Source organism: Bacillus sp. ISL-57 (assembly GCF_018613135.1).
Classification (GTDB): Bacteria; Bacillota; Bacilli; order Bacillales; family DSM-1321; genus Peribacillus; species Peribacillus frigoritolerans.
This window is the reverse complement of sequence record NZ_JAGGQV010000017.1, coordinates 119,853-144,214: the sequence shown is the minus strand read 5'-3', so window position 1 is coordinate 144,214 and position 24,362 is coordinate 119,853. Positions and strand designations below refer to the sequence as shown.

At 42.8% G+C, this 24,362-nt stretch carries 25 protein-coding genes and 1 other annotated feature; of the genes, 1 reads left to right on the top strand and 24 read right to left on the bottom strand.

Annotated elements, in window-relative coordinates; genetic code table 11:
* Positions 1-73: 73 nt before the first annotated feature.
* Positions 74-250, bottom strand: a binding site (T-box leader).
* A gap of 58 nt (positions 251-308) precedes the next feature.
* The 15 genes from recO to rpsU all read right to left on the bottom strand — a co-directional run bounded on the left by recO (position 309) and on the right by rpsU (position 12,266).
* Positions 309-1,061 carry a DNA repair protein RecO gene (gene recO, locus J7I90_RS20260; protein ID WP_034308490.1) on the bottom strand — a complete coding sequence of 251 codons (753 nt, stop codon included), beginning with the start codon at positions 1,059-1,061 and terminating at the stop codon, positions 309-311.
* 33 nt (positions 1,062-1,094) lie between these two features.
* Positions 1,095-1,238, bottom strand: a complete 144-nt coding sequence (locus J7I90_RS20255) for a YqzL family protein (protein WP_065310843.1) — start codon at positions 1,236-1,238, stop codon at positions 1,095-1,097.
* Positions 1,239-1,337: 99 nt separating this feature from the next.
* Positions 1,338-2,267 (bottom strand): GTPase Era, encoded by a 930-nt coding sequence (era, locus tag J7I90_RS20250; protein WP_034308493.1) that lies wholly within the window; start codon positions 2,265-2,267, stop codon positions 1,338-1,340.
* Positions 2,260-2,658, bottom strand: a complete 399-nt coding sequence (locus J7I90_RS20245; RefSeq protein ID WP_048685709.1) for a cytidine deaminase — start codon at positions 2,656-2,658, stop codon at positions 2,260-2,262. The genes era and J7I90_RS20245 overlap by 8 nt, the downstream gene beginning before the upstream one ends.
* A gap of 39 nt (positions 2,659-2,697) precedes the next feature.
* Positions 2,698-3,075 (bottom strand): diacylglycerol kinase family protein, encoded by a 378-nt coding sequence (locus tag J7I90_RS20240; RefSeq protein ID WP_214773480.1) that lies wholly within the window; start codon positions 3,073-3,075, stop codon positions 2,698-2,700.
* A complete protein-coding gene (gene ybeY / locus J7I90_RS20235) occupies positions 3,053-3,529 on the bottom strand; it encodes an rRNA maturation RNase YbeY (RefSeq protein ID WP_034308501.1) in 477 nt (158 codons plus the stop codon). The genes J7I90_RS20240 and ybeY overlap by 23 nt, the downstream gene beginning before the upstream one ends.
* Entirely contained in the window at positions 3,526-5,691 is a 2,166-nt protein-coding gene (locus J7I90_RS20230; protein ID WP_214773479.1) for an HD family phosphohydrolase, read from the bottom strand. The genes ybeY and J7I90_RS20230 overlap by 4 nt, the downstream gene beginning before the upstream one ends.
* 186 nt (positions 5,692-5,877) lie before the next feature.
* A complete protein-coding gene (locus J7I90_RS20225; RefSeq protein ID WP_063590603.1) occupies positions 5,878-6,840 on the bottom strand; it encodes a PhoH family protein in 963 nt (320 codons plus the stop codon).
* A gap of 3 nt (positions 6,841-6,843) precedes the next feature.
* Positions 6,844-8,031 (bottom strand): sporulation protein YqfD, encoded by a 1,188-nt coding sequence (yqfD, locus tag J7I90_RS20220; protein ID WP_214773478.1) that lies wholly within the window; start codon positions 8,029-8,031, stop codon positions 6,844-6,846.
* Positions 8,032-8,046: 15 nt separating this feature from the next.
* The gene (gene yqfC / locus J7I90_RS20215; RefSeq protein WP_034308511.1) at positions 8,047-8,331 is read right to left on the bottom strand and encodes a sporulation protein YqfC; all 285 of its coding nucleotides are present in this window, start codon (positions 8,329-8,331) and stop codon (positions 8,047-8,049) included.
* A gap of 128 nt (positions 8,332-8,459) precedes the next feature.
* Positions 8,460-8,954, bottom strand: coding sequence for a hypothetical protein (locus tag J7I90_RS20210; RefSeq protein ID WP_214773477.1), 495 nt, complete (start codon positions 8,952-8,954; stop codon positions 8,460-8,462).
* Between the two features lie 22 nt (positions 8,955-8,976).
* The gene (gene floA / locus J7I90_RS20205; protein WP_370023731.1) at positions 8,977-9,960 is read right to left on the bottom strand and encodes a flotillin-like protein FloA; all 984 of its coding nucleotides are present in this window, start codon (positions 9,958-9,960) and stop codon (positions 8,977-8,979) included.
* A 56-nt stretch (positions 9,961-10,016) separates the two neighbouring features.
* Positions 10,017-11,300, bottom strand: coding sequence for an NfeD family protein (locus tag J7I90_RS20200; protein ID WP_214773497.1), 1,284 nt, complete (start codon positions 11,298-11,300; stop codon positions 10,017-10,019).
* Between the two features lie 334 nt (positions 11,301-11,634).
* On the bottom strand, positions 11,635-12,078 hold the full coding sequence (locus tag J7I90_RS20195) for a GatB/YqeY domain-containing protein (protein WP_034308521.1): 444 nt from the start codon (positions 12,076-12,078) through the stop codon (positions 11,635-11,637).
* A gap of 14 nt (positions 12,079-12,092) precedes the next feature.
* Positions 12,093-12,266 (bottom strand): 30S ribosomal protein S21, encoded by a 174-nt coding sequence (gene rpsU / locus J7I90_RS20190; RefSeq protein WP_028391853.1) that lies wholly within the window; start codon positions 12,264-12,266, stop codon positions 12,093-12,095.
* Positions 12,267-12,502: 236 nt separating this feature from the next.
* Between rpsU and J7I90_RS20185 the strand changes: the two genes are divergently transcribed.
* Complete coding sequence (locus J7I90_RS20185) at positions 12,503-13,435, top strand: Na/Pi symporter (protein ID WP_214773476.1); 933 nt, start codon at positions 12,503-12,505, stop codon at positions 13,433-13,435.
* A 541-nt stretch (positions 13,436-13,976) separates the two neighbouring features.
* Here J7I90_RS20185 and deoC read toward each other — a convergent pair.
* From deoC to hemW, 9 genes are all read right to left on the bottom strand, one after another.
* Positions 13,977-14,648, bottom strand: coding sequence for a deoxyribose-phosphate aldolase (deoC, locus tag J7I90_RS20180; RefSeq protein WP_214773475.1), 672 nt, complete (start codon positions 14,646-14,648; stop codon positions 13,977-13,979).
* 159 nt (positions 14,649-14,807) lie between these two features.
* The gene (gene mtaB, locus J7I90_RS20175) at positions 14,808-16,145 is read right to left on the bottom strand and encodes a tRNA (N(6)-L-threonylcarbamoyladenosine(37)-C(2))-methylthiotransferase MtaB (protein ID WP_191928922.1); all 1,338 of its coding nucleotides are present in this window, start codon (positions 16,143-16,145) and stop codon (positions 14,808-14,810) included.
* Between the two features lie 6 nt (positions 16,146-16,151).
* Positions 16,152-16,904, bottom strand: a complete 753-nt coding sequence (locus tag J7I90_RS20170; protein ID WP_214773474.1) for a 16S rRNA (uracil(1498)-N(3))-methyltransferase — start codon at positions 16,902-16,904, stop codon at positions 16,152-16,154.
* A 138-nt stretch (positions 16,905-17,042) separates the two neighbouring features.
* The gene (prmA, locus tag J7I90_RS20165; protein WP_214773473.1) at positions 17,043-17,984 is read right to left on the bottom strand and encodes a 50S ribosomal protein L11 methyltransferase; all 942 of its coding nucleotides are present in this window, start codon (positions 17,982-17,984) and stop codon (positions 17,043-17,045) included.
* Positions 17,985-18,020: 36 nt separating this feature from the next.
* Positions 18,021-19,136, bottom strand: a complete 1,116-nt coding sequence (dnaJ, locus tag J7I90_RS20160) for a molecular chaperone DnaJ (RefSeq protein ID WP_053535735.1) — start codon at positions 19,134-19,136, stop codon at positions 18,021-18,023.
* A 287-nt stretch (positions 19,137-19,423) separates the two neighbouring features.
* Positions 19,424-21,256 (bottom strand): molecular chaperone DnaK, encoded by a 1,833-nt coding sequence (gene dnaK, locus J7I90_RS20155; protein ID WP_095389811.1) that lies wholly within the window; start codon positions 21,254-21,256, stop codon positions 19,424-19,426.
* A gap of 37 nt (positions 21,257-21,293) precedes the next feature.
* Complete coding sequence (gene grpE, locus J7I90_RS20150; protein WP_214773472.1) at positions 21,294-21,887, bottom strand: nucleotide exchange factor GrpE; 594 nt, start codon at positions 21,885-21,887, stop codon at positions 21,294-21,296.
* Positions 21,888-21,986: 99 nt separating this feature from the next.
* Positions 21,987-23,015, bottom strand: a complete 1,029-nt coding sequence (hrcA, locus tag J7I90_RS20145) for a heat-inducible transcriptional repressor HrcA (protein ID WP_214773471.1) — start codon at positions 23,013-23,015, stop codon at positions 21,987-21,989.
* Positions 23,016-23,139: 124 nt separating this feature from the next.
* Positions 23,140-24,291, bottom strand: coding sequence for a radical SAM family heme chaperone HemW (gene hemW / locus J7I90_RS20140; RefSeq protein ID WP_214773496.1), 1,152 nt, complete (start codon positions 24,289-24,291; stop codon positions 23,140-23,142).
* Between the last annotated feature and the right edge of the window lie 71 nt (positions 24,292-24,362).

Genomic DNA, 24,362 nt, shown 5'->3' with positions numbered 1-24,362 from the left:
GGCTTTTTAAGATTAAAGGTCGGAAACCCATTACATTTTGGCAAACAAAAAACTCCCGTCCCTATGCGAAATGCATAGGGACGAGAGTATACCCGCGGTTCCACCCTAATTGCCGTTTACAAAACGGCCTCTTTTCAAAGCAACATGCTCCGGAAACGCCCTTCCCTGTAAATCCATATCCCGGCTTCCACCGTCCCGGGTTCGCTTTTTATGGAGAATGACAGATACTCTTTTCCTTCAACGCAATCTTCTTATTTTGATGATTAGAATTTTATACAAACTAGCATGGAATGTCAATAGGTCAGAGCCTAAAACATATCTTTCATCGTATCAATCTGTTTCAGGAACTTTTTTGATTTCAAAAGCAGACCGGAATATTCCTCATAATATGCATCGATGATCTTCCGCAGTTCTTTTTTCGTTTCAGGCTTGACGGAAATGTTTCCGAGCCTTGATAAATCTAAATAATAAAAAATCCTAAGCAATTTAACTGCTGCAGGTGAAATTTTAAAATGATAAGGGTCTTTCCCCAGACAGCGGTGACAGATAAAGCCCGCTTCCCGAAGCGAGAAGGAGAATTCCCCTTCCGTTTCACCACATACAGCACACTGATTCAGCACTGGGTTAATCCCATTGACGGGCAGCATCTTCATTTCAAAAATGAATGTCAAAACCTCCGCGTCATATTCCTCGTTTATGTAATGCAAGGTTTGCGAAAGCAATTCATACAAATATGGATTCGGCTTCTTATCCTCGACGCTTTTATCAAGCAATTCAACAATATATGAAGCATAAGCGGTGGCAAAAAGATCCTCCCTTATGAAACGGAGTGAATCGACCATTTCGCCTTGCTGAAGACTGCCGAGTCCGGTTGATGTGGTTACAAGAAAATACCCGGAGCAAAAAAGCTGTGTGACGGCAGAAAGCCTGCTGTTAGGTTTACTGGCCCCTCTCGCCATGACGCCAATTTTCCCTAGCTCTCGGGTATATATAGTAATGATTTTGTTATTTTCTCCATATGCAGTTCGCCTTATGACAATGCCCTCACATTTTTGGAGCATACCAAGACACCACCCATGCTCGCCAAGGCTAACCTATGAAACAGGAAAATCAATTTCTGCTAGCTCATCATTCAATCCCAAGTGTCTTTCCTGTCTCTCGACTTCTATCTCCTTAAACAGCAAATAGGTGTCCACATTACCTGTTTCAGTAAATAATTCCCAGGTAAAATCCAACATATAAAGCCCACCTTTCATTTTTAACTAGCAATATGAATATCCGACCATATGATTAGCTTGACCGTTTTCCTAACTTTCATGATGCGTAAATTTTGTTAATTAATACTCGCTTTCATTGAAGCCGTAATCGCGAAGCTGGCTTGCTTTGTTACGCCAATCCTTCTGTACCTTCACCCACAGTTCCAAGAAGACTTTAGAACCCAATAGGTTTTCGATATCCACCCTGGCACGGCTGCCGACTTCTTTAAGCATTTTCCCTTGCTTTCCGATGACAATGCCTTTTTGTGAATCCCGTTCGACAACGATAGTCGCCATGACATTGATGGTGTCGCTATTGTCCATCTTTTTGATTGAATCAATGACAACAGCCACTGAATGTGGAATTTCTTCCCGTGTCAGGTGCAGCACCTTCTCGCGGACCAATTCCGAAATGATAAAACGTTCCGGATGGTCGGTCACTTGGTCAGCTGGATAGAACTGGGGACCTTCAGGCAGATGCTCTTTGATTTGTTCAAGCAGTGTATCCACATTATTTCCTTCAAGCGCAGAAATCGGGACAACTGCCGCAAAAGGGTAAAGCTGTTGGTATTTTTCAATGATCGGAAGTAAATCATCTGGATGCATCGCATCGATTTTGTTTACGACCAGGAAAACAGGCGTTTTTACGGATTGAAGTTTTTCGATGATAAACTCGTCCCCGCGACCGTACCCTTCAGTCGCATTGATCATGAAGAGAATCAAATCGACTTCTTTCAATGTATTCGTTGCCACTTTCATCATGAAGTCGCCAAGCTTATGCTTTGGTTTATGAATGCCGGGTGTATCGATGAAAATCATTTGTGAATCGTTTTGCGTAAGTACACCCTGGACCTTATTTCTTGTAGTTTGCGGTTTATCACTCATAATGGCAATCTTTTGGCCGATGACCCGATTCAGAAATGTACTTTTTCCAACATTAGGTCGTCCAATTATTGAAATGAAACCTGATTTGTAACCTTTTACTTGTGTATCGTCAAATAGTTTATCCATTTAAATCCTCCGGTGAAAAAGCTCCTGGAAGCAATTCCTGTACTGTTAGTTCTTTTATATCCCCATGTAAGTTGGTCAAAACGACCGGCATATCCTTTTCGCACAGTTCTGAAATAACCTGCCTGCATGCCCCGCATGGAGCGACGGGACCATCGGTATCCGCCACGACTGCAAGTTTGGTGAATTTTTTATCGTCATGGGCATAAGCGCTGAATAAAGCTGTCCTTTCGGCGCAATTACACATGCTGTATGCAGCATTTTCTATATTACAACCATGATAGACCTTTCCATCAGCTGTTAAAAGAGCTGCCCCCACCTTAAACTTAGAGTAAGGCACATAAGCTTTATCCCTTGCTTTTTTAGCTTCCTCAATCAATTCTTTTGTATTCAATTCACATCTTCCTTTCAAATTGAGTACCATCTCGGCAACCTACAGGCCAACCTTAGGCAAAAAGATAATCAATCCAACTATTATAGAAAATATAGCATATATGAATACAGCTCCGGCTGCAATATCTTTTGCCTGCTTGGCAAGCGGATGGATTTGGTCCGTTACCAGGTCCACTACCCTTTCAATCGCGGAATTAACGAGCTCCAACGTAATCGTACCGGCTATAGCCGCCAAAATGAAAAGCCACTCTATCCCATTCAATGAGAAGTGCCAACCAAAGAATACGACGATTGCCGTTAACGCGAAATGAATCTTGATATTGCGTTCAGTCCGAACAGCCTCCAAAATTCCCTGACAGGCGAAAGAGAAACTTTTTAATAAAGGATACTTTTTTTTATCCTTCTCTTGAAAGTCCATATTCTTCCAAGATCTCCTTTTGTTTTGTGAACATCACTTTTTCATCTTCTTCATTCATGTGGTCGAATCCCAATAAATGAAGAAAACCATGCAGTGCTAAAAATCCAAGTTCCCTGTCAAATGAATGACCATATTCTTCAGCTTGTTCTTTCGTGCGTTCAATGGAAATGATGATATCCCCTAACATGCGGGGCATTTCCGCTCCGACAATTTCCACTTCATCTTCCCCCATTTCTTCAAGCGCAAAAGAAATGACATCTGTAGCTGAATCTTTATGACGATATTCTTTATTGATTTCCCGAATCCTATCATTGTCTACAAATGTAACAGACAGCTCGGTGTCTTTTTCAATGTTTTCTTTTCTTGCCGCAAATTGAAGAATGCTTTCAACAAGCTGCTGAGCTTCCTCCGTTACTTCATTCGTTTCATCCATTAAATCGATAGCTAAAATCATTCTTTCACCTTCTGTCCTAATTTATCCGGCTCCGGATATTCAATCCTGGAGTGGAAGATACCATTCAGCGATTCACATAAGGAATGCTTCACGATACTTAATTCTCTCATAGTAATATCACATTCATCAAATTGACCATCAGAAATCCTGTCCTGAATGATGAAACTTACCAGCTCTTCAATCTTCTCCGGAGTTGGGTGCTTCATCGATCTCACTGCAGCTTCCACACTGTCGGCTATGCCGATGACGGCCACTTCCTTCATTATCGCCCTCGGCCCGGGATATCGGTAGGCCGCCTCGAGTGTGGACTCATCCTGTTTTTTTGCCTTATGATAGAAAAATTTCAATAATGTGGTCCCATGATGCTGCTCTGCAATATCCACAATCTCTTTCGGGAATTTGTGACTGCGCAGCATCTCTCCGCCATCTACGGCATGGGCAATGATGACATCCCTGCTCGTTTCCGGCTGCAGCCGATCATGCGGGTTCTCTTCACTCATCTGATTTTCGATGAAGAAGTGCGGCCGCTTCGTTTTACCGATATCATGATAATAACTGCCGACCCTTGCCAGCAAGCCATTCGAGCCGATGGCTTCACAAGCCGATTCCGCCAAATTGGCGACCATTACACTATGATGATATGTCCCCGGAGCCTCAATCAAGATCTTCCGCAATAACGGATGATTGGGATTCGCGAGTTCGATAAGCTTAATCGATGATAAAATCCCGAAACCAGCCTCGAAAAACGGTAACAGGCCCATTGTCAAAACGGCTGCACCCACTCCAGAACCTATGGCAGCAGAAGCATAATACAAGTACTCCATTCTAGTATAATGGCTGTCCATAATAAAGATGAGCGAAAAAACAAACGCCATATTGATTAAAGACAATAGCAGCCCCGCTACCAGCACCTTTGATTTGAAATTGGGCCTGGATAGGATGATGATTGCCGTCAATCCCCCGAAAATGATATATAGCCCCATCGAGAAATCCAGATTTCCAGGTGTATCACCATTAAATATAATCGTACCATACGAACCTAACAATATGATCATTGCTACCGCTAACCTATCATTCAATAATATCTTGATGAGCATCGCCGCCATGGCACCGGGAAAAATGTATTCCAAGTTCGAGTTTTTCAGGTCTGCCAGAATGCTGACCGTTTTCATGGTAGCCATTGAAAGGATAAAGACAAGACTGAAGATCAATAACTGATTGTACTTGTTATCCTTTTTGGAAATGGAAAAGTAGAAATAGTAATAAAAAGCCGCAAAAGTCAGGAATATGAATAACAGCAGGCCGATATACGGGTAAATGGTGGACTCCGTATTTAAAAAGCCTGCCAGTTCAAGCTGCCTATATACATCCCTGTCCACTAACTGATTTTCTTCAACGATGATCTGACCTTGAAGGATCCTGATCGGCTCCACGCTTTCAACCGCTTTCCTTCGCTGTTCCTCGGTTTTGTCCTTATCGAAAAATACATTCTGAATGATTGCCGTACGCGCAAGGGAAGTGGAGGCTTTTTTCATATCGCCACTAATGCTCATATAACCTAATTCCTCAACAACCTTTTTCTTGGCATTTTCGACGTCACTTGCAGCGATTCGGGAGCTCATTACATTATTCACTGCCGTAATGGTCGAATCCTTCGCTATTTTCAACTCATCTTCATCCGCCTGCACTAATGCTAGGAAAACGGATTCCTCGATATTTTTATTCACTTCATCAGTCAATTTTTCTTTTAATATCGAAACTTTTTGAGCATCCGTCTTTACGGTCTCTTTTTTATCCTCATCTTCTTTATGATCTTCATCAGGGTTCGTTTCTTTATTCACCTCAATCGCTGAATCGAAAATGGATGAAATCAGATCGACTTTATTTTTGGCATATTCTTTTTTTAAAGAATAAACATCCGCCACCTGTTTTGAAATCTCTTCTTTTTCCTGTTCCGTCTTATAGGTATCTTCCACAGTCTTGGTTGATCGGATCGTTTGTTCCGCAGGCTTAAAAAGCTCTACCTGAACCCTTTCCGGCTTCACATTGGAGAACATTAAACCATACGCAAACAAACCAAGTATGATGAACAAAAGCACTTGAAAAAAACGATGGACCAACAGCCCTTTTATTTGAGTGAAAAATTTCTGGATACGATTCAAGGAAGGTCCTCCTAAAAAAAATGATGTTTATTATTCTAGATATGTAAAATCATAACAGTTTTCATATGAATTTTCACCTTCGTATTGATAAATGTAAAGTTTCTGTCATTTTATATCCACTTTTTCACCATAAAGTTTGTCAGGCACATCACGAAAAATCCGCCGATTGAAATGGCGGATTTTTTCTTATGACTTCGCCTGCTCGTAAGCAGTAATGATTTTAGCGACAAGCGGATGCCTTACTACATCACTTTGTTCAAAATAAACAAAGGAAAGGCCTTTAACATTCTTCAATATCTCTTCGACTCGGACAAGACCTGACTTCATGCCTTTTGGAAGGTCAATCTGCGTCCGGTCTCCCGTAATGACCATTTTCGATCCGAAACCAAGCCTGGTCAAGAACATCTTCATTTGGGCTTCCGTCGTATTCTGGGCTTCATCCAATATGACAAAGGCATCTTCAAGCGTACGCCCCCTCATATAAGCCAGGGGAGCTATTTCGATCGTTCCGCGCTCTATCATCCTTTGCGTCTGTTCCATCCCTAGGAGGTCATGGAGAGCGTCATACAGCGGCCTTAGATAAGGATCTACCTTTTCCTTCAGATCACCAGGCAGAAAACCAAGGCTCTCCCCTGCTTCTACGGCAGGCCGTGTCAGGATGATCCGTTTAACATGTCCATTTTTCAAAGCATTGATGGCCATCACTACAGCAAGATAGGTCTTCCCGGTTCCAGCAGGCCCAATTCCAAATACAAGATCCTGTTTCTTTATTGCCTGGATATAGTATCTCTGCCCGATTGTTTTGACTTTAATGGATTTCCCCTTAGCCGTTTTTGCGATTTCCTCATCATATAATTCACCGAAATACTCCAATGTGCCTTTTCTTGCCAATTCAATTGCATAAAGCACATCTCTGGAACTGATTGCAATTCCTTTTCTGACTACAGTCAACAATGCCTTGAGGATTTCTTCCCCCATCGTTACCCGCTCGATATCCCCGGCAACACTCACCGCTTCACCTCGGGTTATGACGGAAATGCCAAGTTCCTCTTCGAGCACTTTTACATTTGAATCTCCATTGCCCAATAACGCGACCGCTTCATTGGGTGATTCGATTTCGAGCTTAATTACTTTCACATCATCTGCCATTCGTTAGTCTCCTTGAATGATTGGCTGTCCAATCGCTATATCTTCAATAACTTGGTAATGTATAGACAATTTAACTTTACCATTCTCCATGCTTTCGTGCAAAATTTTTTCTTCTACGATTTCATCTGCCTCGTCTAAATGTTTTTTCAATTCCGCTTTAGCCATTTTCCGGCCTTCCTCCACCGCTTCTTTCTCCGTATAGCTTCGGACAATATCTTCCTTGCTCCTTAAGGTCACTTGTTTATAAGAAATCGGCATTTCCCATTGAAGAAAGTGAAAAGGCCTCACCGTCGTTTCCTTTTCCTGTTTTTCATATCCCGGATCCTTGAAGCCCCATACCGGAAGGGAAAAGCCCCCCATTTTCAAAAAGTGCTTGCTCGTTTCATCTCCGTTAAAAACAGAAAACTTGGTTTTTAACGGCACTTCCACTTTCGCTTTATACCACGTTTTCCCTTTTATTACTCCCTTTGCGGATACAATTTCCTGTTTATCCTCTTTTCCAATCAATCCTGAAACAAGAAGTTGTCCTTTTCCTACATAATCATTCACATTAACAATAGATTGTCCTTTTTCAACGAACATATCAGTGATGATCGCTTTTTTTGATGCTACCAAATTCTGTGGAGATGTTTTCTCGACCTCTTTAGGCTGCCGTTTTTCCACAACCCGAAAATGATATGTCGTTCCCCTTAGCTCGACCCCCACCCATGTCAATGCACCCACCCGGTCCGACAGCTTACGCTGAATCGTATCAACATCATCAACAAAGAATTGCACTTTACCGATTTTCACGCCCATCTTGTCCAATTCTTTCCGAATGGCATGCTCGGTTGCCGGTTTGGCATCTTGAACCTCGATGCCCCATACCATATTGGAAAGTACAAATATACATAGCAGGAAAGCGATCATCCCCGCTAAAAACCCGCTGTTTTTCATGACTCTCTTCATCAGGAAAGGGAAACCCTTTCCCTGCATGAACTTTACTTTACAATCACTCTTACGCATGACCTGACGGAGTTTGGGAATATCCCTGATATCCATATGGAAAATCAAGGCTTCACTTCCGACACGCTTCACTTCCCAGATATGAAGCCCCCTTCTCGTCAGCATATTAATCAAACGTTCTGCACCTTTTCCATAAGCCTTCACCTTTACATAGCCTGTATAATAGTTTGTCCATTGGTTTTTCATGGAGACCTCCCGGGATCATTCATTGATAAAATAAACCTTGTCAATTTTGCCTTCGAGCATGATTTCTTCCGGCAAAATCGTCTTTATGACAAAGGCATTTCCCTTTATCAGCAGCTGCCCATTTTTCAGCATCAATCGTACTTCGCTGTCTGTAAAAGCCAATAAGCCACGATGGTTTTCAATATAAATATGTAATTGTCCGATCATTGTAATTCGCGGCAGGTCCATCATGACATCTTGCGGAAGGTCCATTGTTTTGGTCATGAGCTGTTTCACTTTTTTTCCCCAATTGCGTGCCATAAAAAAGAACCCCCTTTCATCTCAATGTATGAAATGAAAGAGGGTTCTAGCACAAAATTATAAGTGAATGAAAGTCTATTTTTTCATGCCCATTTTAAGGACGGTCTAAAAAAGCCCGGGGCTCCGAATCACCTTCTGGACCTCTGGAGACTTCTCTTCGCCCTTGGCGGTCCCAGCACCTCTGACATGATGATGCCATCAATCAGCTGTTTTTTGCCAAAAGACGGTCCTTTGCGATAAACCGGACTGTTATTATCAGAAATCGCTGATGTAAGTTGATCTGCCTTCGCTTTTTGATACAAACGCTGTTGATCATACTTCTGCTGTAGCCGTCTAAGCTCCGCAACCCTTTTGTTCGCTTCGTTCGTCGTCTCATCGATCACTTCTGCAGCCTGCGCTGCCTGCGGTTCAACTTTCCTTACGGGGGCAGGTGCAGGTCTTTGCTGCTGTTTCCCTTGCTGCATTTCACCTTGAAGCTCCTGCATGACCTCCTGCCATTTCTTTTTCGGAGGGGTGTTAGGATCTTTAGGCTGTTTTTTCTTTCCTAACATGGACGTTAAAATACCGATCAAGACAATGATAAGGAATGGGTTCTCGAGAAAGAAATCAATAAAATCTCCCATTTAAAGACCTTCCTTCCCTGACCTAATTATTATTATGGTTATTGTTGTTATCTTTTGGATTTTCGGATATTTTACTGATGGAACCGCGCATATCCGTATCGGCCGTGATATTTTGGATATTCATATAATCCATCACCCCAAGGTTCCCGCTTTTCAGTGCATCGGCCATGGCCAGCGGAACTTCCGCTTCGGATTGAACAACCTTCGCTCTCATTTCCTGAACACGGGCAACCATTTCCTGTTCAAGTGCAACAGCCATTGCACGTCGTTCTTCGGCCTTTGCCTGGGCTATTTTCTTATCGGCTTCGGCTTGGTCCGTCTGTAATATGGCCCCGATATTTTTACCGATATCCACTTCAGCAATATCAATGGAAAGAATTTCGAATGCCGTCCCTGAATCCAACCCTTTCGATAAAACCGTTCTTGAAATCAAATCGGGATGTTCCAGTACATCCGTATGCATTTGCGAAGCACCGATCGTCGATACAATCCCTTCCCCTACACGGGCAATGATCGTCTCTTCACCAGCACCACCGACCAGGCGTTCAATATTGGCCCGGACCGTGATCCTTGCCTTCGCTTTCACTTCAATACCATTCATCGCGACACCTGAGATGAATGGAGTTTCGATCACTTTCGGGTTAACGCTCATTTGAACGGCTTGCAGTACATCACGACCGGCAAGGTCAATGGCGGCACCCCGTTCGAAAGGTAACGTGATATTGGCGCGTTCTGCAGCAATTAATGCATTCACCACTCGATCGACATTACCGCCTGCAAGGTAATGGCTCTCCAACTGATTCGTCGAAACATTGATTCCAGCCTTATGGGCCTTGATAAGGGGATTGACGACCCTGCTTGGTATAACACGGCGAAGCCTCATCCCAACTAATGTAAATATACTGATTTTGACTCCTGCCGCTAAAGCGGAAATCCATAACATGACTGGTACGAATGTGAAAAACACTGCCAATACGATGATAGCAGCAATCACTGCCAGTACAATAAATACCGTTCCTGAAGTTATCACTTAATGATTCATCCTTCCTGTATCCTTTAATTTTAATTTGAATCCGGAATTTCCCGGACGACTACCCTTGATCCTTCAACTTTAACGATAATGATTGTCGAACCTTTGGAAATAAAGCTTCCTTCGGTCACGACATCCACTCTTTCTTCTTTGACCAAAGCTGTTCCTGAAGGCCTCAAATCTGTAAGGGCCTTCCCTTCTACACCTAATAAATCCAAACGATTCGGATTGCTGACATATCCCTGTTCCGTTTTTGTTGCATCGGTTAATATCATTTTCCTGAAAAATTTCATCTGTTTTCCAAACACCTTTACAAGTAGGATGAATACCAAAATGGATACGGTGACCGCAATTAGCAAGGAGATCGTCATATGGACCGGATCACCTGTCGCAAGGAATAGACTCCCCACTACCGCTGTAAACCCGAGCAGCCCGATAATCCCCCCTGGGATAAAAAATTCAATTAGTACGAGAATGACCCCAATGATGAACATCGCTAACGATTCGTATCCGGTGATACCGGCGACAAGATGACCATAGAAGAATAAGACAAGACTGGTGATTCCAATTACGCCCGGAATTCCAAAACCGGGTGAAAACAATTCCATCACAATCCCGATTCCCGCTATCGTCAATAAAATGGGAACGACGATCGGGTTGGTCAAAAAGCGGGCTAGTTTCTCAGGAAAACTTTCTTCGATCGACCGAATATCAGCATCTTCAACTCCAAGTATACTATACAGCTCCGCTTTTCCAGAGACGGTGCCTTCGCTATACCCAGCCTTTTTTGCCTGCTCGGCTGTAAATGTCAGCAGCTTCCCTTTTTCCGCTCCATATTCGGGTAGATCGATGTCAACATCCGCCATCGCCTGGGCGTATATGGGATCACGTCCATTTTGTTCAGCAGCGGTCTTCATGGCAGCCAACCAATAAGATTGCGCTTTCTTACTTGCAGCGTTCCCCGTTGAATCAATCACAGCTGCAGAACCCATGGTGGCACTCGGAACCATATAGATTTCATCCGCACTTAGAGAAATGTATGCCCCTGCAGATAAAGCCCTGTTATTGACATAGGCAACTGTCTTTATTGGTGAATCCGCCAGTAACTTTGCAATTTCCCCTGCTGCATCCACAGCGCCTCCAGGGGTATTCACCTCGAAAACGACAAGATCTGCATCTGCTGCTTCAGCAGTGGTCAGTGCCCGTTCCAAAAAGGCCGAGAGTCCCTTTTCCACCGTTTCTTCAATTGGTACATGGTAAACGATCTTCTCGTTTGCAGATGCCGTCGCTCCACCAAAAGAAGACATGGTGAACATCAATCCAAATAGGAGTACAGATAAATAACGCCAAATTTTCAACGGAACGCCCCCTTTCCCGTATTAAACGTGGTAAGTGCCCCATTATCCAGGAACCTGCCAGTAAATTCAGCCCGCAACTAAAATTCGAATAAGGAGCAATTGAAGCAGCCCTTTACCCTGTTCTTTAGTTATTACGTATGTATATGAAAAAGGTTTCAAAAAAAGCAAATAAAATTAAAAGTGCCCTATTATCTTGGGCTTCGTTTCAATAATGTACGCATAAAATTCATGAAATACACAAAAACCACAGGCAATTTGCCTGCGGTTTGGTTTCGAGTTTTAAGTTTAGAGTTTAAGATAGATGTTGTTGTACTAATTTGTTAACTAGAGAACCATCCGCTTTACCTTTAACTTTAGGCATTAAAGCTCCCATAACTCGGCCCATATCTGCTTTGGATGTTGCATTGACTTCTAAAATCGTTTCGTTAACGATTTTAGAAATGTCTTCTTCTGAAAGTTGCTGAGGCATATATGCCTCTACGTATACTAGTTCGGTGCGGACTTTATCCACGAGATCTGAACGACCTGCGTTTTCAAACTCCTGGAGGGAGTCTTTGCGTTGTTTTAATTCGCGAGAGAGCACTGTCAATTCTTCATCATCTGTTAAATCTTGTCTCTGCTTCAAGGCTTCGTTTTGAATAGAAGCTTTCAGCATCCGAATAACAGATAGTTTGTCCTTTTCCTTGTTCTTCATCGCTTGTTTCATATCATTATTTAAACGCTCGAGAAGACTCATCTTTCCACCCTCTCTTAGAATTTACGTTTTCTTGCAGCTTCAGACTTTTTCTTACGTTTTACGCTTGGTTTTTCATAAAATTCACGCTTCCTAGCTTCCTGAAGCGATCCTGCTTTAGATACAGTACGTTTGAAACGACGAAGAGCATCTTCAAGCGATTCGTTTTTACGAACGACGGTTTTAGACATCTCTTTCCCTCCCTCCGAAAACAACACACTAACTCAAGTTGTCAACATGTTATACATGTACTAAACAATTATAATATATCATCTTTAGCAGGTCAACCAATAAAATCAAACTTATTTTGAATATAATCGTGTTATTATCATAATTTTTCACTAAGCGATGATTCAACTTGCATGAAATTCCAATTTATAGCATGTCCCCCGTTGATGGGCCATAAGCTTACTATGAGGTGACAGTCATGCATGAGATATTTTTATTCATTTTATTCATTGCGATATTTTTGGCAGGCATGTCAGTTTTACGAATCGGACTGTTCAATATGTCCGGTGCAGCATTAAAAACTTTTCTCTCAAAGGTTACGGATAAGCCATGGAAAGGCTTCTTGGCCGGAACCATCTTTACCGGGATCCTGCAGAGCAGCTCGGCGGTCATGGTCATGACGGTCGGCCTCGTTTCCGCAGGAAGCTTAACCTTCCCGCAAACAATCGGGATCATTCTTGGAACGAATATCGGATCCACCTTCACAGCAGAGTTCATGACTTTCTCTTTGGATCGCTGGATCATTCCCGGTGTCGTAAGCGGCGCTTTCCTTTGCTTCATGCCAAAAGCATTACCGAGAAGCCTAGGAATGTCCCTGATTGGAATCTCGGCCATCTTCACGGCGATGAGCGGTTTTAAAACGCTTTCGACACCGATAGCAGCCTATCCATCCATACAAACGCTTATCCATTACATAGAGGGCCATATGAGTTATGCCCTGATTGCCGGGATATTATTGACGGCACTCATTCACTCCAGTTCTGCAACCATCGGGATAGCCATGAGTTTTTTGCTGAATGGGGAGTTATCCGTGTCCTCGGCAATCATCATCATGCTCGGATCGAATATCGGCACTTGCATCACCGGGTACATGGCGAGCATCGGTTCTGGCAGACAAGCTGCCTTCACTGCTTATGCACATATTTGGCTGAACGTCATCGGGGTTGCCGCATTCCTGCCTTTTGTGGACATCCTGGAAAGTACGGCTGCCTATTTCACCGAAAACAAGGGGACACAGCTCGCCCATGCCAGTGTCATTTTCAATATCTTGACTTCTTTGGCCGTCTTGCCATTCGCACGGCAATTCTCCAACCTCATTCTTTTGGTGCATCGGCCACACTTAAAAAAATAAGGGCTGTCCAAAAGTCATTGGCAACTGACTATGGGACAGCCATAAATAAGATAGACATAACCTAAACGCATAAATATTAAGGGCGGTAAACGATTTCAGCTAATCTTTTATAATTAGTAGGTCAAACCACTCAATATAACAACAGCTACTATCAAAATCAGCAAACTTTCATTAGAGAATGATGTGAGATAAAAAACAGGTAATGCCATTATAAATAAAATGGTTATTGAAGTGTACACCATGCATTTACCATTCATCGTTAATGGTGTTAATGATAAAAGACCCGATTAAATTTAAGCATGTTTACTTCCTGTTTGATACCTTCTAATATCTATTAAATCCACAATAAACTTATTTTTGAATGTATGGCCTCCAAAAATGATGCAGGACCTCTTTTTTATGGACGAAATAGGCCAATGCACAAAGGCAAGGGAAATTGCCAGTTGAATTATTTTTGGAGTCAATGAAAAGCAGGCGGAGAAAAAATAATTCATTTTTCTCCGCCTGCTTTATTTTTAGGGAATATACGTTCCGTACAAAATCAATAATCGGAATCAGCCGTTAAGCCCTTCACGATGGAGACACCTGCACTCGCTCCAATTCTTGTTGCACCAGCTTCAATCACATTCTGGGCATCGCTCGTGTTGCGGACCCCGCCTGAAGCTTTAACACCGATATCCGGGCCAACCGTTTTTCTCATAAGCGCGATATCTTCAACTGTCGCTCCGCCGGTCGAAAAACCAGTTGATGTTTTCACATAATCCGCTCCGGCTTTTACGGCCAATTCACATGCACGGACTTTTTCTTCATCTGTCAACAAAGAAGTTTCAATGATCACTTTTGAAAGAGCCTTACCAGTGGATGCCGCTACCACAGCACGAATATCCCGCTCTACCAACTCATCATCCTTGTCCTTCAATGCGCCGATATTGATCACCATATCGACTTCGTGAGCACCATTGGCGATGGCATCTTTCGTTTCAAAAGCTTTGGTTTCCGGTGTGGTTGCACCTAGAGGGAAGCCGATAACCGTACAAACTTTCACTTCTGAGCCTTCCAAAAGTTCACTTGCATATTTCACCCAAGTTGGGTTTACGCATACGGAAGCAAAGTTATACTCTCTCGCTTCTTCGCATAATACCTTTATTTGCTCTTTGGTTGCATCTGCTTTTAATAACGTGTGGTCAATTAAACCTGCTACATTTTGTGACATTAATAAATCCTCCTCAAAAACAATCTATACCTAGTTGTACGTACCTCTCATGATACCATAGTTTATCCATTTTGACGATATATATAGTCTTTACCCGAAAGTGCCAAGAAAACACATCTGAAAAAGGATAATAAAAAAAAGACAGCGAAAACCGCTGTCTTAGATATTGGATGCTTGTTGCAACGGAAAATCCTTCACGACCGTCACGAACTGACCTTCACTAAATGGATAGCCAGATTTTGTGATTTTAACTTTGACGATTTCACCGACCATTTCTTCCGATGCCGGGAAGACGACTTTCATGTAATTATCCGAGTAGCCCTCATAAAGACCATTTTCCAACTTCGTTTCAGGAATGACTTCCAGAACTTCGCCATCGAATCGGGAGGCATACTCTTTTGCCAGCTGATCGGACAACGTAATAAGGCGGTGGACTCGTTCATTCTTGATATCTTCATCCACTTGATCTCCCATACGGGCAGCCGGAGTCCCTGTCCGTTTTGAATAAGGAAAAACATGAAGTTCGGAGAATTTATATTTTTCTATAAAGTTATATGTCTCCATGAATTCTTCTTCCGTTTCACCCGGGAAACCTACGATGACATCAGAGGTGACAGCAAGACCCGGAAGTGCAATTTTCAGCTTTTCGATTCGATCACCGAAGAAATCCATCGTATATTTACGTCTCATCCGTTTTAGAACGGTATCGGAACCCGATTGGATTGGTATATGCAAATGACGTACCACTTTTTTCGAATTCGTCAGCACTTCAATGATCTCATCTGTAATTTGGCTGGCTTCAATGGATGAAATACGGATACGCTTCAGCCCATCGACTTTTTCCAAGTCACGCAGCAGCATCGCCAAATTATAGTCTTTCAAATCGTCTCCGTAGCCGCCAGTATGAATTCCGGTAAGGACTAGCTCTTTATAGCCTGCCTCGACAAGCTGTTCAGCCTGGTGAACGACTTCTTTTGGATCGCGGGAACGCATCAAGCCACGTGCCCAAGGGATGATGCAGAAAGTGCAGAAATTATTGCAGCCTTCCTGAATCTTCAGTGAAGCGCGTGTACGGTCTGTGAAAGCAGGTACATCCAACTCTTCGTAGACACGGTTTTTCATGATATTTCCTACGGCATTGATTGGTTCACGCTCAACCTTGAATTGCTCAATGTAATCAAGCAGTTTAACCCTGTCTTGTGTTCCTACAACAATATCCACACCTGGTATGGCCATGATTTCTGCCGGCGATGTCTGTGCGTAACATCCCGTTACCGCTATGACGGCATTCGGATTCTTACGAATGGCACGACGGATGACCTGACGGCTTTTCTTATCGCCAGTGTTTGTCACCGTACATGTGTTGATGACATATACATCTGATGTATTTTCAAACTCAACACGATCATATCCCCCAGTTTTGAATAATTGCCATATAGCCTCTGTTTCATAATGATTCACTTTACAGCCTAATGTATGGAAAGCGACCGTTGCCATTTTTCATCACCTCAAAAGTTCTACATGATAAGAAACAGCGGAAAGTGCATATAAAGGTGCTGTTTCAGTTCTTAATATTCTTGGTCCAAGACCGCAAGCCATAAAACCGGCATCAGTCAGTTTTTCAATTTCCTTATCTGCCAAACCACCTTCAGGCCCAAAAACGAATAGGATGGATTGCCCAGCAGTAATATCTTTCAAGACAGAAGCGAGTACAGACGCTTCCCCCCGTTTTGCCTCTTCTTCAAAAGCGATTAATTTATGATCGAAACCATTTGCATACCCAGCAAGCTGATCTGCCGTCATCGGTTCCTTGATGGCAGGGATAACCGTGCGGTGAGATTGCTCAGCCGCCTCTTTTGAAATCTTCTGGAGCCTCTCCAATTTCTTGCCTACCTTTTTGTGGTCCCATTTTACCACCGAACGAGCAGCAATAAAAGGGATAAATTCAACGGCACCCAGTTCAGTGCCCTTTTGAACGATATATTCCAATTTATCCCCTTTAGGCAGACCGCTCGCAATCACAACCCTTACAGGAAGTTCCTTTTCTTCATTCTTCCATGCGGTTACCGTACCTATTACAGCATCATCAGTAATTTCCGAAATTTCCGCAATAGCTGTCATGCCATTACCTTTCACCGTGATGATCCGCTCACCTGGTCCCATTCTCATCACTCTGGCGATATGGTGAAAATCATCACCTGATATCGTCACCATGTTTCCATTGATATCTGCTTCGTTAAGAAAATACCGTTGCACACTGCCACCTACTTCGTCTAGTCTAAATAACTTACAGGCTAACAGTCAGGAATCCAGAATGCAAGCCGTGCAAAGATTCAAGCTAAAAAAAGGTACTCTGACTATCAAAAAAACCGATAATCAGAGTAACTTTTCCAATTAAGCATTTCTTTTTGCTATTATTGCCACCCAATCTTCCATCAAGATCGTTTCCTCAACGGTGAAACCAGATGCTATAATCGCATCCTTCACATCTTGTTTCTTAGTTTGAATGATTCCGGAAGCGATGAAATATCCGCCAGGTTTAACGACTTTCGCTACATCATCCGTAAAACGCATGATCACTTCGGCAAGAATATTAGCCACGACGATATCCGCTTGTTCATTTACACCATCCAGTAAGTTGCCTTGTGACACGGACACTTTATCCTGCACGTTATTAATTTCAACGTTTTGCCTAGCTGACTGTACTGCCACTTCATCCAAATCAAGCGACTGGATTCGTTTTGCATCCAATAATGCTGCTGCAATGCTTAGAACGCCAGAACCAGTTCCTACATCAACGACTAAATCCCCAGGCGTTACTGTACGTTCCAGCGCTTGGATGCACATGACCGTCGTCGGGTGTGTTCCCGTTCCAAAGGCCATGCCTGGATCAAGTTCAATGATCAATTCGTCACTGCTTACTGGAGTATAGTCTTCCCACGTTGGCACGATGGTAAAACGTTCGGATATCTTGACGGGATTATAATATTTTTTCCAAGCCGTCGCCCACTCTTCTTCATTCACTTCACTAATTGAAACAACATTTTTCCCAAGGTCAATATCAAAAAGAAGAAGGTTATTGATTGATTCCTTAATAGCATCAATGGTATCGCCAAGGAAGCTGTTAACGGGCAGATAAGCCTTAATGATTACACCTTCATCCGGATAATCATTGGGGTTTAAGTGGTAGATTTCGCCAAAAACATTTTCACGTTCCTTGACTAATTCTAGAGGATCCTCAATGACAACACCGCTCGCACCTGCCTCATGAAGAATATTCGAAACAGGTTCAACCGCTTCATTCGTTGTTTGGATTGCAAATTCAGACCACTTCATAATCTACCAACTCCCAATTTGTTCTTTTACTTTTATTCACCTATCTTTGAAAGCACGCTTCACTTTTGAGAAAAAGCCATCTTCTTGTTCATCTACACCTTGACCGCTGATATCACTGAATTCACGAAGCAAGTCCTTCTGTTTTTCCGTTAATTTTTTAGGCGTGACCACTAATACGACCACATGCTGATCTCCTTGGCCATATCCTCTGACATTCGGGACCCCTTTGCCTTTTAAACGGAAACGAGTGCTTGTTTGTGTACCAGCAGGAATCTTCAGCTTCACTTTTCCATGCAGCGTCGGAACTTCTATTTCATCGCCTAATGCTGCCTGCGCAAAAGTAACCGGCATTTCACAATAAATATCATCGCCATCCCGCTCAAAGAATTCATGGCTGCGCACATGAAAGACTACATACAGGTCTCCTGCCGGACCGCCATTGATTCCTGGCTCTCCTTGGCCGGTTACACGCAACTGCTGGCCATCATCAATACCTGCTGGCACCTTGACTTGGATCTTTTTACGTTTTTGGACTTTTCCGTCGCCGCCGCATGTTGAACATTTATTAGGAATGATTTTTCCTGTTCCTTGACAATGGTGACATGCTCTCCGGTTCACAATCCTTCCGAACGCTGTGTTTTGTTCAACATTCAATTGACCGGTTCCATGACAATGTGAACAGTTTTCCACTTTTGTACCTGGTTTGGCACCGGACCCCTTACATGTATCACAATTCTCTTCACGCGGAATTTCGATTTCAGTTTCTTTTCCGAATGCCGCCTCTTCAAACGAAAGCGTCATCGTATACTGTAAATCCGCCCCTTGACGCGGTGCATTAGGATCTCTCCTGCGACCGCCGCCACCAAAGAAGCTACTGAAAATATCTTCAAAACCGCCGAAACCGCCAAAGTCCTGACCGCCAAAGCCCTGATTGGGATCTGTATGTCCGAATTGGTCATAATGGGCCTTTTTCTGTTCGTCACTCAATACTTCGTAAGCTTCCTTGATTTCCTTGAATTTATCCGCAGCATCGTCCGCTTTATTAATATCAGGGTGATATTGTTTGGAGAGCTTTCGATACGCTTTTTTGATTTCATCCTTCGAAGCACTTTTCGAAAGGCCTAACACCTCATAATAATCGCGTTTACTCATATCTAAAATCCACTCCCGATTCGATTCACATAAAGGTAATATTATCACTGAACGAAGATAATAATCAACTAGAAAAGTACAAACGGCATTAACACATTTTTGCAAATGGCATTGCCCGCCCCAATTTGCACACATTTTTCTCTAAAATCCCACGATTCTCCATCAGTGATTGCAACAAGTTTCCATTCACTGTAAAAAAGCCAAAGTCAAGATAACCTGACTTTGACTTTTTTACAATGGAGGCAGAAATACTGCCCAATATATGTGTGTCCCGATTGGGGCACGTATTATTTTTTCTCTTCTTCGTTCACTTCAGTGTATTCAGCATCAACGACATTATCGTCTTGAGCAGGCTCGCCAGCACCAGCTTCGCCAGCTTGTTGAGCTTTTGCCGCTTCTTCATAAAGCTTCATTGTCAAAGCTTGAACGATTTCGTTAAGCGCATCTTTTTTCACGCGGATTTCCTCAAGCTCATTTTTCTCGATTGCAGCTTTCAGTTCATCCTTCGCTTCATTCGCTTTTGTCACTTCCGCTTCGTCCACTTTACCTTCTAGATCTTTAAGCGTTTTTTCCGTTTGGAAAACTAATTGATCGGCTTCGTTACGAAGTTCAACTTCTTCTTTACGTTGTTTATCGCTATCGGCATTTTCTTCCGCTTCACGTACCATGCGTTCGATCTCTTCATCAGAAAGGCCTGAAGATGATTTGATGGTGATTGCTTGTTCTTTGTTCGTACCAAGATCTTTCGCACGAACGTTCACGATACCGTTTTTATCGATATCGAATGTCACTTCAACTTGCGGAACTCCACGCGGTGCCGGTGGAATGTCACTCAATTGGAAACGACCAAGAGTTTTGTTATCCGCTGACATTGGACGCTCACCTTGAAGGACATGGATATCAACTGCCGTTTGATTATCAGCCGCTGTCGAGAATACTTGTGATTTACTTGTTGGAATCGTAGTATTGCGGTCAATCAGTTTCGTGAATACTCCGCCCATCGTTTCAATTCCAAGTGAAAGTGGGGTTACATCAAGAAGGACAACATCTTTAACATCACCTGTTAATACGCCACCTTGAATTGCAGCACCCATAGCCACCACTTCATCAGGGTTTACACCTTTGCTTGGTTCTTGACCGATTTCCTTTTTGATCGCTTCAACGACAGCAGGAATACGTGTAGATCCACCAACAAGGATTACTTTGTCGATTTCAGATGCTGAAAGACCGGCATCTTTCAATGCTTGACGAGTCGGTCCCATCGTACGTTCCACAAGACCTGTAGAAAGCTCATCGAATTTAGCTCTAGTCATCGTTACATCCAGGTGAAGCGGTCCAGCTTCTCCAGCAGTGATGAATGGTAAGGAAATTTGAGTTGACGTTACGCCGGAAAGATCTTTTTTCGCTTTTTCAGCTGCATCTTTCAAACGTTGAACCGCCATTTTATCTTTTGAAAGGTCGATGCCGTTTTCTTTCTTGAATGCTTCAACCAGATAATCGATGATGACTTGGTCGAAATCATCCCCACCTAGACGGTTGTCGCCGGCTGTGGACTTAACTTCGAAAACGCCGTCTCCAAGTTCCATGATCGACACGTCAAATGTACCGCCGCCAAGGTCGAATACAAGGATCGTTTGATCTTCTTCCGTTTTATCCAAACCATATGCAAGTGCTGCAGCGGTCGGTTCGTTGATGATACGTTCCACTTCAAGGCCGGCAATTTGACCAGCATCCTTGGTTGCTTGACGTTCTGCATCATTGAAGTAAGCAGGTACTGTGATAACCGCTTTAGTGACTTTTTCGCCAAGATACTCTTCAGCGTATGATTTCAAGTATTGAAGGATGATTGCAGAAACTTCTTGAGGTGAGTATTCTTTTCCTTCAATTACTTCTTTATGGTTGGTACCCATATGGCGTTTAATGGAAATGATCGTATTAGGGTTTGTAATCGCTTGGCGTTTTGCCACTTCCCCTACTTGCCTTTCTCCATTTTTGAATGCCACTACGGATGGTGTTGTACGGTTTCCTTCCGGATTCGGGATTACTTTTGGTTCCCCGCCTTCAAGTACAGATACACAAGAGTTTGTTGTACCTAAGTCAATACCAATAATCTTGCTCATAGTTTCACTACCTCCCAATTATTTATATGTAAAAATCCTATTCGTTCACTTTTACCATTGCAGGTCGAATCACACGGTCTTTAAGAAGGTATCCTTTTTGGAATTCCTCGACGACGATGTTCGAACCGAAGTTTTCATCTTGAACTTGCATGACCGCTTGATGCAAACGCGGATCGAACTCTTCGCCAACCGAACTGATCGGTTCGATGCCCTCTTTAGCCAATGCACCAGTAATCGCTTTATAGACCATTTCCATGCCGGATAGCAAGGATTTCGTCTGTTCATTTTCCGCTTCGATCTTTGTTGCTCTTTCAAAATTATCAAGAGCCTCAACTAAATCACTAGCAATACTTTGAACTCTATATTTTTGAGCCGCCTCCATATCAAGCTTGGCACGGCGTCTTGAATTATCAAAATCGGCCTGCAGACGAAGATAACGGTTATCCATTTCTTCGATTTTCGCCTCAAGTTCGGCAATTTTTTCTTGAGCCAATTGAAGTTCATCTTTTTCAACAGGACTATCGTTTTCTTCCGCTGCTGGAATTTCTTCTTCAGCGAAAACTGCTTCTGCAGCGCTTTCCTCGATTGTTTCATTTTCCAATGTTTGTTCTTCGTTTTTATTTTCTGTCACAATCTCACCTCCCTAAAAGGGTTATACAATTTATGCTAAAGTAATATGCCAGGCCGCGGAATATACTCCTCCGCCACCTTAACAATATTACCTTTGCTACTATTTTTGATACAGTTTTGTCATCAGGGCCGTTAAATCTTTCGAGAAAAACGAAAGCAAACTGATCACTCTCGAATATTCCATTCTCGTGGGACCCAATATGGCCAATGTGCCAACTTGCTCCTGCCCGATTGAGTAGGTTGCCGTAATCAAACTGCAGTCATCGAGCACTGTGTTTTGATTTTCACGGCCGATCTTGACGTGGATGCCCGATGGATTTTGTGTAATTAGTTCATAAAATCCCTGTTCCTGTTCAATCATCGATAATAGCGTGCTTACTTTCGCAATATCATGGAACTCCGGCTGCCTCAGCATATTCGTTTTCCCGCCGAAAAATATTTTTTCGGGCTTTGTGTCCGTCAGGGTCTCCGCAAGGATCGAGACCATCGATCCATAGTTATGAATGTGGCGGCTCAATAGAACGGCAACTTCCTTATAGATCTTATCCTTTAGATCAACTAGCGGAACATCGACCAAACGGGAATTCAATATGTTCACCATCTTTTCAATTTCGTTTATATCAAAAGAAGGCGGTAAGGAAATCATTCGATTTTCCACATGACCTGTATCCGTAATAATGATGGCTATTGCCGTTTCAGGACTTAAGGGAATGATCTGGATTTTTTTCAGCTTATGCTCATTCACTTTTGGTCCGAGTACAATCGCCGTATAATTCGTCAGTTCCGAAAGTATTTTCGCTGACTTCTGAACGATTTTTTCCAATTCATAAATTCGTTCTACAAAAACGGATTTTAATATCTTCACTTCATTCTTTTTCGGAGCTTGAGGAGAAAGTAAATGATCCACATAATATCTATACCCTTTTTCAGAAGGGATCCTACCGGAAGAAGTATGGGTTTTTTCTATAAATCCCATTTCTTCAAGGTCAGACATTTCGTTGCGAATTGTGGCAGAGCTGAACGTGATTTCATCTTTCTTCGACAAGCTTCGTGACCCGACTGGCTGGGCAGAATGGATGAAATCCTCGATTATCACTTGTAGAATCAATAATTGACGATCAGTTAGCATGTATGATCACCTCTGTTAGCACTCTGTCTCATCGAGTGCTAATATACTAATAAATTATCAAATGCAGCTTATGATGTCAACAATGAAAACCGCTAATTCATCGTTAAAATAACATGGATTTCCTTCAGTCGGAATCAATAACGCCTAAAAATGTTTGGAACACTTCATTTCCTAGCAGTTTGCCCCGCTCAGTCAAGCGCACGAACCCGCCTTCCACCTTAAGCAACCCCTTTGCCGATCCTTCTTCGAGCGGTTTCCTGAAAATCTCCGTCATTTCTACAAAAAATTTATTCTTGAATATTTCCAATGAAACCCCTTGCGTTTTCCGGAGACCCAAAAACATCTCCTCTTCCATCCGTTCATGAAGCGGTACTGGGTGTTCTTCCAACACAGGCAGCTCGTTCGAAAGCAATGGAGTGATATATTTCTTCACAGGCCCATGATTGGCCACCCTTTTACCTCCAGTATAGCCATGTGCACCAGCACCAATCCCATAATACTCCACATTATCCCAATATGTCAGGTTGTGCCTGCTTTCAAACCCAGCTCGGGCAAAATTACTGATTTCATATTGATGCAGGCCATGCTTCTCCATCTCTTCCATCAGCCTCTCATACATCGAAGCCTCGAGCTCCTGCGGCGGCAGGATTAATTTACCTCTTCGCATCTGATTATAAAAAACCGTCTTCGGCTCAACGATCAATGAGTAGCTTGAGTAGTGCGGCAATTGAAGGGCGATCGCTTTATCCAGCGTATCCTTGTAATCTTCCATCGTTTGGCCCGGCAATCCATAAATCAAGTCGATGCTTATATTCGTAAAGCCAACTTCTTGAGCCAAATGGATCGTTTCATATACTTCTGAAGCCCGGTGAGTCCTGCCAATTCGTTTTAATAATTCATCATTGAAGCTTTGCACTCCAAAGCTAAGTCTATTGACCCCTGAATCATAAAGTATTTTGAGTTTTTCCCTTGAAAGATCCCCGGGATTGGCTTCAAAAGTATATTCAGCCTTCTTAGGGTCAAAGGGCAGGGTTTCATTGATTGCTTCACATAAGAATGCAAGCTGCTTTTCATCCAGTGAGGTCGGTGTCCCTCCACCGACGAAAACAGTATCCAAACCTGCAGTCGGGTATTTAAAAAGCTGCATCACCATTTCCCTTTTCATCATCTGTAAATATTCGTCGACCGGCTGTCCCTGCAAAAATACTTTATTGAAATCACAATAGTGACAAATATGTTCACAAAATGGTATATGGAGGTAGGCGCTTTTGATCATTGTGTTCACAACCTTTTAATCGAATGAGTCGATAGAAAAAGAGGCTAGATCTCCTCTACCCTCTTTTTTCT